The 12,156-nt window shown below is 56.5% G+C and carries 12 protein-coding genes; 6 read left to right on the top strand and 6 right to left on the bottom strand.

The features are described 5' to 3' along the window. Positions 1-16: 16 nt before the first annotated feature. From QOT07_RS02330 to QOT07_RS02305, 6 genes are all read right to left on the bottom strand, one after another. Positions 17-631, bottom strand: coding sequence for a 2-dehydro-3-deoxy-6-phosphogalactonate aldolase (locus QOT07_RS02330; protein WP_261257008.1), 615 nt, complete (start codon positions 629-631; stop codon positions 17-19). Beyond that, on the bottom strand, positions 618-1,529 hold the full coding sequence (locus QOT07_RS02325) for a 2-dehydro-3-deoxygalactonokinase (protein WP_261427683.1): 912 nt from the start codon (positions 1,527-1,529) through the stop codon (positions 618-620). Before QOT07_RS02325 ends, QOT07_RS02330 begins: the two co-directional genes overlap by 14 nt. Before the next feature lie 15 nt (positions 1,530-1,544). Further along, positions 1,545-3,035, bottom strand: coding sequence for a sodium:solute symporter family protein (locus QOT07_RS02320; protein ID WP_219015304.1), 1,491 nt, complete (start codon positions 3,033-3,035; stop codon positions 1,545-1,547). A gap of 136 nt (positions 3,036-3,171) precedes the next feature. Next, on the bottom strand, positions 3,172-3,570 hold the full coding sequence (locus QOT07_RS02315; protein WP_112347961.1) for a RidA family protein: 399 nt from the start codon (positions 3,568-3,570) through the stop codon (positions 3,172-3,174). 17 nt (positions 3,571-3,587) lie between these two features. Next, positions 3,588-5,027, bottom strand: coding sequence for an N-acyl-D-amino-acid deacylase family protein (locus QOT07_RS02310; RefSeq protein ID WP_207978054.1), 1,440 nt, complete (start codon positions 5,025-5,027; stop codon positions 3,588-3,590). A 39-nt stretch (positions 5,028-5,066) separates the two neighbouring features. After that, on the bottom strand, positions 5,067-5,930 hold the full coding sequence (locus QOT07_RS02305; RefSeq protein WP_099065059.1) for a MurR/RpiR family transcriptional regulator: 864 nt from the start codon (positions 5,928-5,930) through the stop codon (positions 5,067-5,069). Between the two features lie 192 nt (positions 5,931-6,122). On the opposite strand from QOT07_RS02305, the gene QOT07_RS02300 reads away from it, so the two are divergent. The 6 genes from QOT07_RS02300 to pyrI all read left to right on the top strand — a co-directional run bounded on the left by QOT07_RS02300 (position 6,123) and on the right by pyrI (position 11,990). Beyond that, positions 6,123-7,364 (top strand): amino acid deaminase, encoded by a 1,242-nt coding sequence (locus tag QOT07_RS02300; protein ID WP_099065060.1) that lies wholly within the window; start codon positions 6,123-6,125, stop codon positions 7,362-7,364. A gap of 19 nt (positions 7,365-7,383) precedes the next feature. Further along, entirely contained in the window at positions 7,384-8,181 is a 798-nt protein-coding gene (locus tag QOT07_RS02295) for an ABC transporter ATP-binding protein (RefSeq protein WP_099065061.1), read from the top strand. Positions 8,182-8,302: 121 nt separating this feature from the next. After that, positions 8,303-9,259 (top strand): ABC transporter substrate-binding protein, encoded by a 957-nt coding sequence (locus QOT07_RS02290; RefSeq protein WP_283602496.1) that lies wholly within the window; start codon positions 8,303-8,305, stop codon positions 9,257-9,259. Next, entirely contained in the window at positions 9,259-10,263 is a 1,005-nt protein-coding gene (locus QOT07_RS02285) for a FecCD family ABC transporter permease (protein WP_261427686.1), read from the top strand. Before QOT07_RS02290 ends, QOT07_RS02285 begins: the two co-directional genes overlap by 1 nt. 314 nt (positions 10,264-10,577) lie before the next feature. Then, positions 10,578-11,513, top strand: a complete 936-nt coding sequence (gene pyrB / locus QOT07_RS02280; protein WP_099065064.1) for an aspartate carbamoyltransferase — start codon at positions 10,578-10,580, stop codon at positions 11,511-11,513. A 12-nt stretch (positions 11,514-11,525) separates the two neighbouring features. Next, positions 11,526-11,990, top strand: coding sequence for an aspartate carbamoyltransferase regulatory subunit (pyrI, locus tag QOT07_RS02275; RefSeq protein WP_020825003.1), 465 nt, complete (start codon positions 11,526-11,528; stop codon positions 11,988-11,990). Positions 11,991-12,156 lie beyond the last annotated feature (166 nt).

Here is a 12,156-nt window from a genome sequence, read left to right as displayed (position 1 = left end):
GTTGTTCGGCGCAGGGTCACTCCACCGCCCTGCGCCAGGCGGCGGCAAAACGCCCGGCCTTATGCCGGGTTTCCTCCGACGTTTGGCCTGCGCGATACAGATCGGATCCCAACCCTGCGCCCGTGCAACCGGCGGCAAGATAGTCCGCCAGGTTCTCCGGGGTGATACCGCCCACCGCGTAAAGTTGGGTGGTTTTCGGCAGCACGCTCACCAGCGCCCGGATGTAGCCCACACCCAGCGCACCCGCCGGGAAGATTTTCACGATGTCCGCGCCCGCCGCCAGCGCTGCAAACACCTCGCTCGGCGTCATCGCCCCCACGCAGCTAATCAATCCCGCGGCTTTGGCTCGGCGGATCAACAACGGATCGGTATTGGGTGTCACCATCAGCGGCGCACCGCTGGCGATCAGCGCCTCCAGCTTTTCGTCGTCGATCACCGTCCCGGCACCAATGTGCGCTCGCGCACCGTAGTGCTGTTGCAACAACTGCACGCTTTGCTGCCAGTCGGGCGAGTTGGTGGGCACTTCGATCATTTCAAACCCGGCCTCGAGCAGGCCACTGGCGTGCTCCAGGACCTCTGCGGGTGTAATACCACGCAGAATAGCCACCAGCGGTAATTTATAAGGCTGCATAAATCCTTCCGAATCCGTTCAACATGGCGACCTGCGCCTCGATAACCACTGCTTTTTTCCCGGCGATATGACACGCGGCCAGATAATGCGTCACCAGCGGGGCATCCCCCACCAGCGCCAGCCTCTCGCTTTGCGGCCAGCGCCGCACCAGTTGTGCCAGTTCTTCACCAATCAATACGCCGGATAACCAGGACGCCACGCGGGTCGCCGCCAAGTAACCCAGCACCCGTCGCGAGCGGGCGTAGAACAGGCGATTCAACAGGCTATCTTCCCCTCGCAGCGAAGCCTGTACGCCGTCGGCAAACGCCTGCGGGTCGTTCTCGCCCTCCGCCAAACCTTTGCCTAACAGGCTATGTTGCAGCAACAACTGATACAGCTCACCGGTAATGGCGGTAGAAAAATCTTCTATCAGCACACCATCTGCCTGAAGACTGGGTTTGACCCACTTGCTGTGCGTGCCGGGGAACAGATAAATATCAGCCTGCTGGCAGGCCAGCGCTCCCAGCAGTTGCACCTCTTCACCGCGCATCACGTTGGCACCCTCCTCCTCCCACTGTGCCAGCCCCGGACGTAACCACACCGGGCTGCACAGCGAGGACGGCACGGCAATGCACCCGGCGGCAATCGCTTCCACCGGCAGTGGTAACCTTTGATAGCCGCTGTCCAGCCAGCCGCTGTCACTGCCGACCATGCCGGCCATCAGTACCGGAATTTGCCGCGCTTCGATCCACGCCCGCCACGGTGCCAGCAGCGCCATCAATACGGCATCGTGGCTGCCCGGTTCGACAAACTTTATCCCTTGCGCCGTCTGCTGTTGCGCGACACACGCCCCGTTCTCTATGCGCCAGGCACGCAGGTGGCTGGAGCCCCAGTCAATGGCAATATAATTTGCGGTCATGCTGTTCTCCTGCGCTTAAGCGTTACGGCCAACGGCGGCGCTTTTACCCAACGGCACCTTGACCGCCGGACGGTTTTCCCGCTCGCGGGTAATCATCTCCAGCGCCTGCTCGCGGCTCATTTTGTTGGCCGGTGTCACCAGCGTCACCACTACCGCGCCAATCAGGCTGAACATCACCGAAGGGAAGCAAGGGTTGCCCCAAAACGCCAGCCAATCGCTGTTCATCAGCACTGCCATTGAGGTTGCCGCCCCGCCGATCAGCGCCGCCAATGCCCCCTGCCAGTTAAAGCGGGTCCAGAAACGGCCCAGAATTGAGCAAATAAACAGGCCGGACATGATCATTGAGATCATTTTGGTGATGTAGCTGATGATGTCGTTGGAGGTCAGGGCAAACACCAGCGCCAGCGCAATCACCAGCACCAGGAAGATCCGTGACAGGCGAATCGCCTTGTCTTCCGCCGGCATATGGCCGGTAAACAAGGTGTAGAGATCACGCAGGATGATCGACACTCCGGCGATGGCATCTGAGCTGCCCGAGGACATGTTCGCCGACATCCCGGCCACCAGGATCACCATTGCCACCACGTGCGGCAGTACCTGGGTGCCGAACAAGAAAGCGAAACCGCTGTTTTCCAGATTGGGGTTCATGGTCCAGACCGCCATACCGATGATGGCCGGCAGGAAGGAGAAAAACAGGTAAAGAATGCCGGTAATGGTGAATGACTGACGCACTGACGAGACGGTTTTCGCCGAGTAAATCCGCTGGCGATAAGAAGGGGTGGCCAGTACGCCGACGGCGATCACCAAGGCCAGTGAGAACGCCGGTAACATGCCCAGTTTGTCGATGGCAAACAGGCTTTGCGCCGCGGGATCTACCGCGTGCTGAATGTTAGCCCAACCACCGACATGCTGTACCGCCAACACCGCCATCAAAATAAAGCCGAGGAACAGCACAATAGATTGCACCGTATCGATCCAAACCACCGCAGAATATCCGCCAATACCCACATAAACCACAAAGGCCAGGGCAATAATTACTTTAGCCACGTTAATATCAATACCGCTGGCCCAGGCCAGATATAATCCGCCCCCCAGAATATGGGCACCCAACCAGCCAATAGAGGCAATAAATATCAGCAGCGCAACGACGTTTTTAATTATTTTACTGCCGCCGGTATAATATGATATTTCTTCACTCATGGTCATAAAACGCATTTTTCTGACCGGGGCAAATAGCCAGGCGACCAGCAATATGCCCGTCGCCCCGCCAATGCCATACAGCATACCGGCCCAGCCGTTGGCATAACCAAAGCCTACCGCGCCGACGCTGGAGCCGGTGCCAACCATGGTGCCGACCGTCGAGCCGAGCGTCAGAAACATCGGCAGGGAACGGCCACCCAGCAGAAAGTCATCGCCGTTTTTTTGGTGGCGCGAAACATACCAGCCAAGTGCAATCATGGCGAGGGCATAGATAGCGAACCAGATAAGGAAAGATAAATTATTCATATCTCACATCCTGTCAGTGTTGGGTAGCAGTAAAATAAGAAAATAAAAATAGCGTTATCTCGCCTGAAATAAATCAGGCGTTTTATTATTAAGGGTGGTGAACCACCCTATTACGTTTTATATTTTTAGAAAGGGACTATCGGGTAATGCGTGCTGCGTTATAACAGGTAATATCAACTTCAACTTTGCAATCCACCACCAAATCGGCCACCGCGCAAATACGCGCCGGTGGATGAGCGGCGAAAAATTCACGGAACACTTTATTGAATGACTGGAAATAACGGGCATCGGTCAGAATGACCTTTACGTGTACCACGTCCTCCAGGCCATATCCCGCTTCCAGCATAATATCCAGGCAGTTTTGGATCGCCAGGCGGGACTGCTCAATAATACCGCCCTCCACCACTTCACCGTCTTTCATCGGCGTCTGGCCGGAGATATACAGCCAGCCACCCGCTTCTACCGCTCTGGAAAAGGGCAGATGTTGCCCACCAGTGCCGGTGCCACCATCAATACCGTATCTTTTGATCGTCATGCCTTGCTCCTGTCGATTTATTTGCCCTGGCGGCATAAAAACCGCCCGGCGCGCAGGCCGGTAACGGCCTGATGTTCATAACTCAGTACGCCGTTCACCCACACCGCGTCAATCCCGGCGGCGGGTTGTTGGGGCTGGCTGAAGGTTGCGCTGTCTTTCACTTTCAACGCATCGAACAACACCAGATCGGCGTAGTAACCTGTTTTGATCAGCCCACGCTGCGGCAGTTGATAACGCGCCGCGGACATGCCGCTCATTTTGTGCACCGCCACGGTCAGGGGGAAAAGGCCTTCATCGCGGCTATAATGACCCAGTACGCGTGGGAAGGCTCCCCACAGGCGCGGATGCGGCATCGGATCGTTCGGCAAGCCATCCGACCCGACCATGGTCAGCGGATAACTCAGCACCCGGCGTACATCCTGCTCATCCATGTTGTAGTAAATCGCGCCCGCCGGCATCAGCTGCTTGCCGGCCTCATGCAGGCTCATCGACCAGGTTCCGGCGATGTCCCGCAATGACTGCCCCGCCATCTCCGGGTGCGTTTCGGACCAGGTGATGACGATGTCGAATTCATCGGTGATCTGTTTTAAATCCAGCGTCGACGAGCTGGCGGAATAGGGATAGCAGTCGCAGGACACATCCTGCGTCTGACGCACCTTATCGAACAGTTTTAGCGTTTCCTGGGTGCGGCCCCAATTTTTAGCCCCGGCACATTTATGGTGTGAAATCACCACCGGCACCCGGCCATGACGGCCAATGCGGAAGGCCTCATCCATCGCCTCGAGTATAGGTTCAAACTCCGAGCGCAGGTGAGTGGTGTAAATACCCTGCTCGCCCGCCAACTCTTCCGCCAGGGCCATCACCTCCTCGGTGGGGGCCGAAAACGCCGTGGCGTAGGCCAGACCGGTGCTCAACCCCAACGCGCCCTGTTGCAATGCCGTACGCAATTGCTCGCGCATGGCGACGATCTCCCCGGCATTGGCCGGGCGGAACAGGTCATCCATCTGGTTGCTGCGCAAGGTAGTATGCCCAATCAGCGTCGCGACGTTCACTCCAGGCGTCACGGCTTCCACCTGCTGACGGTAAGCCGCAATGGTCGGGTAAACGAAATGTTCTTTCTCACCCAGCAGGTTCATCGGATCCGGCACCTGGGTTCTGATCACCGCACCGGCCGCGCTGATGCCACAGTTGCCGACAATCACCGTCGTCACCCCCTGGGAAATCTTCGGCAGCATTTCAGGCATGCGGATCACGTTGGTATCATCATGGGTATGCACGTCGATAAACCCCGGAGACAACACCCGCTCCCGGCCATCGATCACCACCTCGGCGTCGGCTTCTATAGCAGGGGCAATCGCCGCGATCCGATCGTCTTTGACCGCAACATCCGCCCGGTACTGCGGCCCGCCGCTGCCGTCGATCACCGTGACATTTTTAAACAGATACTGATACCGCATGAATCCTCATCCTTCCGTTATTGTCTGTGGGATACCGGCTCAGTCACCCAACGGCTGCCGATCGGCCCCTCCGCGATGGCTGTCCAGCGCCAGCTTGATGCGACGCAACCGGTCCCTGGACTGGCGTTTATTCGCCATGGCCAATGCCGTCGCCAGTACGTCCACCATCGCCAGCATGGCGTAGCGCGAGGTGCTGGGTTTGTAGATGTAGTCATTTTCCCGCACCACCAGCGCCAGCAGTACGTCAGCCTGTGCCGCCAGCGGCGTTCCGGCGGGGGTAATCGCCACCACTTTGGCCCCGTACTGGCGGGCAATGGCGGCACTTTCCACCACTTCCTGCGTGTAGCCGCCCAGTGACAGCGCCACCACCACATCCTGTTTGCTCACCGCCGCCGCCATCATGCGGACCAATAGACCGTCACTTTGCGCGATCACCGGCAGCCCGAGCCGGAACAAACGATGCTGCACTTCTGCCGCACAAATAGTCGAGCCGCCGCCCATGCCAATCGCCAAAATTTGCCGCGCATCGCTGAGCCACCCTACCGCTTTGCCCAACGCCGCTTCATCGATGGTCCGCCGGTTAATGTTCAGGACATTGATGATGGTTTCATAAATCCCCTGGATCCCTTCCAGGTCCGGCTCTTCATGAATAAACCTTTGCCCCACCGCCAACGACTGCGCCAGCTTGACCTTGAGATCACGCACGTCCCGGCAGCCCAGCGTTTTGGCAAACCGCGTGATCGAAGCCTGACTAACGTTAGCCTGCCGGGCCAGTTCGGCGATCGGCAGCGCAGTTACCGCGTCGGCATCGTCCAGAATGAATTGCGCGATACGTTTCTCGGCGCTGCTCAGCTCGATAAAACGCTCCGTAATGCGCGAGATAATGTCGATTTCAACACCCATCGCCTCACCTCATAGTGGTTAAATTTTGTCATTTACAATGCAAGAAAACAGTGGAAGACTACACAAAAAACAGTTCTAAAAATGATACTTTGTACCCAACTCACGATAATAAATATTTAAAAACCAGTTAAATCAATAATTTTAATAACGATACTCATTTTGAAAAAGATAGAACCCTTAAAGGATAATGTTATGAAATACCAAAAAGATTTCTCCGTTACCCACAAAGCCGCCGTGATGCACAATCACCCTGATGCGCCGGCAAACCTGCTCAATGAGGATGTCTGCCTGCCGGCCGCCGCCATTAAATCCAGCAGCCTGAAAAACAATATTGCCTGGATGCAAAACTATGCCGATGTGCGCGGCGTCTCTTTGGCCCCACACGGTAAAACCACCATGACGCCGTGGATCTTCCAGCATCAGGTCGCGCAAGGGGCCTGGGCGATTGGCGTCGGTTCGGCCTGGCAGGCAAAAGTGGCCATGGAAGCCGGTGTGCCTCGGGTACTGATGGCGAACCAACTGGTCGGCAAGGCCAATATGCAACTGATCGCCGAACTCAAAGCGCAGCACCCCAATAGCGGTTTCTTTTGCTGTATCGACAGCCTGAGCAATGCGCAAACCCTCGCGGCGTTTTTCAGCCAGCGCGGGCAAACTCTGGATGTGTTGTTGGAGTTGGGGGTACCCGGTGGGCGCTGTGGCTGCCGCAGCGTGGCGCAGGCGGAACAACTGGCACAGGAAATAGCCGCGCTGCCGGGGTTACGTCTGCAGGGTATCGAACTGTATGAAGGCGTGATGCACGGCGATGACGCCCAGAGCAAAATCGAACAATTCCTGCGTGACGCCGCCGGTCTGCTGCGTACGCTGCACCAGCAAGGCTTGTTGAACGCCGGGGAGGCGATCCTGACCGGTGCCGGTTCTTCCTGGTATGACGTGGTGTGTAACGTCTGGCGTGAAGAAGCGCTGCCGGCAAACTGTCGGGTGGTGATCCGCCCCGGCTGCTACATCACCCACGATCAGGGCATTTACCAGGACGCGCAAAATGCCGTGCTGGCCCGCGACCGCTACGCCTGCGACCTGGCGGGGGAATTAACCTCGGCATTGGAACTGGTGGCGCTGGTGCAGTCGGTGCCGGAACCAGGCCGGGTTATCGTCAACTTCGGCAAGCGGGATGCGGCCTTCGATGCCGGTCTGCCACAGCCAATCGCCCATTACCGCAACGGGGTTCGCCAGGAAAGCGACACCCAGCACCTGATTACCCATGGCATAATGGATCAGCACGCCATGCTGAGCTGCCCGGCAGAATTCCCGCTGCAGGTTGGTGATATTCTGGTGTTCGCCACCTCGCACCCGTGCCTGACCTTTGATAAATGGAAAACGCTGTTTTTGATTGATGATGATTACAACGTTATCGAAACCATAGAGACGTTTTTCTGATGACAGAAAAGGATAGCTGATGAATAACCTGCCCACCGACAGCCTCTTATCGGTGCAGAATATTTCCCTGGCCAGCCCAGGGAAACCCCCGCGGATTAACCGGCTCACCTTTGCCCTGCAGCAAGGGGAGTCCGTTACCCTTATCGGCCCAAACGGCAGCGGAAAATCCACGCTATTACGGCTGATAACCGGTGAACTCAAGCCCAGCGAAGGTGAAATTCTCTTTCAGGGAACGCCCTTATCCGCCATTAAGCCCCAGCAACGCGCGCGCTCTATCGCCTTGCTTAGCCAGCACGACAATGCAGATTTACGGCTTAAGGTTAACGAGTATGTGACCCTGGGCCGTTTGCCCTGGCAGGCTGAAAAGGGGCAATCCGAGCACCCGTTGATTGTGGCAAAAGCCATGGATGACGTGGGTATCCGCCATCTGCAAGATATGCCATTAGGCCAGCTTTCGGGTGGCGAACGTCAACGTGCCGGGTTCGCCCGGGTGCTGGCGCAGCAGCCGACATTGCTATTACTTGATGAGCCCACCAACCATCTCGATCCCCTGGCCCGACACCAACTGCTGTCGCTGATCCATGAAAAAAACATCGCCACCTTAAAAGTGCTGCATGATCTTGAGTTGGTTCAACCTTTTTCCGACAAAGTCATCATGATGAATCAAGGGGAAATCCTTTGTTATGGCCCCCCCGATGCGGTGCTGGAGTCAGCGCATCTGCAACAGGTGTTTGGTATGAAATCGCTGCAAGCCCGCCACCCGATCACCGGCGCAGCCTTACGCTTTTTCGAGGCGTTACCGCCCTCATCCCGCTGAAATTCACCCAAATCGAAGGTTGTTTGATCTAACTACATTTGCCATACAAATTATTCAGGTATGTTGCCCCGGTTTCCAATCAACCGGGCGACTGACTCCGGTTTATCAACCTGGAGTCGATGTGAAAAAGTTAATCCTCACCGCATTACTGGCATTAACCTCAACAAGCGCCGCTGCTTCTGGCTTCCCTGTCACGGTAGACAACTGTGGCCAGCCACTGACTTTTAGCCAGGCCCCACAGCGTGCCGTGATTCAAGACATCAATATGTCGCAAATGGCGTTTGCCCTGCAGCTACAGCCGTCCATGGTTGGCGTCACCGGGATCTCCGGCTGGTATAAAAACATCCCTGAATTCACCCAGCAGCGAGGGACTATCCCTGAGCTGGCACCGAAATATCCGACCATCGAAAATCTTCTCGCCGTGGAGCCTGACCTGTTCTTCGCCGGTTGGAACTATGGGCTTCGTGGTGATGTAACCCCACAGGCGCTGGCAAAATTTAATATCAAAACGCTGGTGCTGAGTGAAAGCTGCATTCACGTCGACAGTCATCGCCCGCGTGCCAGTCTGGATTTGTTATACGACGACATCATCAGGCTCGGTAAAGTCTTCGGCAAACAGGAAGATGCACAAACGCTGGTCAATGGCTGGAAGCAGCAAGTGGCCGATATCCACAGCAAAGTTGCGACCCAAAAGCCGATAAAGGTGTTCCTTTATGATTCCGGTGAGGATAAGCCCTACACCAGCGGGGCTTACGCGATGCCGACGGCGATTATTGAAGCCGCCGGAGCGAAGAATGTGATGGATACCCTGAATACCAGTTGGACGACCACCAATTGGGAAAGTGTTGCGGCGACGGAGCCTGAATTTATCATTTTGGTGGATTACCAGTCAGAGGCCACCGGCGATATCGACGCACGGCAACGTTTCCTGGAACAACATCCCTTGATGAAACACACCCTGGCGGTGCTCCATCATCGTTATTTGAGATTAAAATATCAGGAGCTGACGCCGGGGCCGGTCAATATTGATGCCATCCACAAACTGGCTCACGCGCTTCACCCCACTGTCTTCATCTGATGACGGAAAAAATGCGTTTCCGGTTGGCATGGGTCATCGCCCCGCTATTGCTGGCAGGGCTGATCCTCGCCAATGTGGCACAAGGCAGCGTGTCGCTCTCCTTTTCGCAGGTGATGACCGCGCTGGGTATCACCTCTGGCGAAGTGCCGCCGATGATCAAAAGCATTGTGCTGGAACTCCGTCTGCCCCGAACGCTGCTGGGGTTACTGGCCGGGGCCGGGTTGGCACTGGTCGGCGCGCTATTACAAACCACTACCCGCAATGACCTGGCCGATCCCTTCCTGTTCGGCCTTTCCTCAGGTGCCTCTGCCGGTGTAGTCATGGTGATCACCCGGCTCGGTAATAGCCTCGGAGCCTGGGCATTACCGGTTTCCTCTTTTGTCGGTGGCATACTTTCCGCTGCGGTGGTGATGATTATTTTTATGACTCAATCGCAGAAAGGCACCGAGAAACTGATTATCTGCGGCCTGGCGGTCTCTTTTTTATTCGGCGCCTTCACCAATTATCTGGTGTTTTCCGGCGATCAACGCACCGCCAGCAGCGTGCTCTTCTGGACCCTGGGTGGGCTGGGGCTGGCTCGTTGGGATAATTTGATTTTTGCCTTGATAGCTTTGCTGTTACTGGTGGCATTGATTGCCTTACGCTGGCGCTCGCTGGACGGCTTGCTGGCCGGCGAACAAACCGCAGGTTCTCTGGGTATCAACACCCGTCGCTTACGCACCGAAGTCTTTCTGTGTTGTTCGCTGGCGACCGCGTTACTGGTGGCATTAACCGGCGTGATTGGGTTTGTCGGTTTAATGGTCCCTCATCTGGCACGCCCCTTTACCGGCGTTCGTCACCGGCGTCTGCTGCCGTTGGTGGGCGTATTGGGCGCCATATTGCTCTCAGCCGGCGATCTGCTAAGCAGGGTCATTACCGCGCCCCAGGAACTGCCCATCGGGATTATTACTGCCGGTCTTGGCGGTATTTTTGTGCTGGTTATTTTGCTACGACGAACCCCATGATCGTCGAATAACGCAGTCCGTCTCTGAAAGCCACCAGCCAATCGATTGCGAAAGGACAAAAATCGGCGTTTTAGCGCTTGCAGTGATCAAAAGCGCGAGTATAATGCACGACAATTTGCCAGGAGAAAGCATGAAAAACGACGTTTGTTTTGTTAGCCACAACCGACAAAACCGACTGCCAATCGGCAGCACACTGCCGTTGTTTCTCCTGTTGCTAAACCGATCGTTTCAAGCCCCTCGTTGAGGGGCTTTTTTTTGCCTGAAAAATCTGTTCAAAGCCCCGCGCCACGGGCACGAGTCGAGGAGAGTGAAAAATGGCCAACCCGCTGTATCACAAACATATCATCTCTATTAACGATCTCAGCCGCGAGGATCTGGAGTTGGTGCTGCGCACCGCCGCCAGCCTGAAAGCCAATCCACAGCCCGAGCTGTTAAAGCACAAGGTGATCGCCAGTTGCTTCTTTGAAGCCTCAACCCGTACCCGCCTGTCGTTTGAAACCTCGATGCACCGCCTGGGTGCCTCGGTGGTGGGCTTTGCCGACGGCAGCAATACCTCACTCGGCAAGAAGGGCGAAACCCTGGCCGACACCATTTCGGTGATTGGCACCTACGTCGATGCCATCGTGATGCGCCACCCGCAGGAAGGCGCTGCACGGCTGGCGGCCGAATTCTCCGGCGGCATTCCGGTGCTTAACGCCGGTGACGGTGCCAACCAACACCCGACCCAGACGTTGCTCGACCTGTTTACCATTCAGGAAACCCAGGGCCGCCTGAGCAACATCAATATCGCCATGGTCGGCGACCTGAAATACGGCCGTACCGTGCACTCACTGGCGCAGGCGCTGGCCAAGTTTGAAGGCAACCGCTTCTTCTTCATCGCCCCGGACGCGCTGGCGATGCCGGCCTACATCCTGCAGATGCTGGAAGAGAAAGGTATCCAGTACAGCCTGCACAGCAGCATTGAAGAAGTGGTGCCGGAGCTGGATATTCTCTACATGACCCGGGTGCAGAAAGAACGTCTGGATCCTTCCGAATACGCCAACGTGAAGGCACAGTTCGTGCTGCGCGCGGCAGATCTGGCCGGAGCACGCGACAACCTCAAGGTGCTGCACCCGTTGCCACGCATTGATGAGATCACCACCGACGTGGATAAAACGCCGTACGCCCACTACTTCCAGCAGGCGGGCAACGGTATTTTCGCCCGTCAGGCGCTGTTGGCGCTGGTATTAAACGCAGATTTGGCTCTTTAAGGGGGAACCGTCATGACTCACGATAACAAACTGCAGGTTGAAGCGATCAAGTGCGGTACGGTGATTGACCATATTCCGGCGCAGATAGGCTTTAAACTGCTGACGCTGTTCAAGCTGACCGCCACCGACCAGCGCATCACTATCGGCCTGAACCTGCCTTCCAACGAGCTGGGCCGCAAAGACCTGATCAAAATCGAGAACACCTTCCTGACCGAACAGCAGGCCAACCAGCTGGCGATGTACGCGCCAAAAGCCACCGTCAACCGCATCGACAATTACGAAGTGGTACGCAAGCTGACCCTCAGCCTGCCGGATCATATCGACGGCGTGCTGACCTGCCCGAACAGCAACTGCATCAGCCGCAGTGAGCCGGTGTCTTCCAGCTTTAGCGTGAAATCCCGCGACGGCGACGTGCACCTGAAGTGCCGCTACTGCGAGAAAGAGTTCGAACATCAGGTGGTATTGCAGGCAGACTGAAATATGCCTATTGACCGGGAACGGCGCTGTTAATCTGCTCGCCACTCCCTATAATGAGTCACTGAAGAAAATACCCACGTTTATTACCCAATGGATTTCGAGCCGCAGCTAGGCGGCAAGTGTGGGAATCCCCAGGAGCTGACTTAAGTCAGTGACTGGGGTGAGC

Origin of the sequence: Serratia proteamaculans (assembly GCF_949794035.1) — a bacterium.
Taxonomy (GTDB): domain Bacteria; phylum Pseudomonadota; class Gammaproteobacteria; order Enterobacterales; family Enterobacteriaceae; genus Serratia; species Serratia proteamaculans.
Note: the sequence above shows the minus strand (reverse complement) of the source record. Positions and strands in the feature narration are given on the sequence as shown.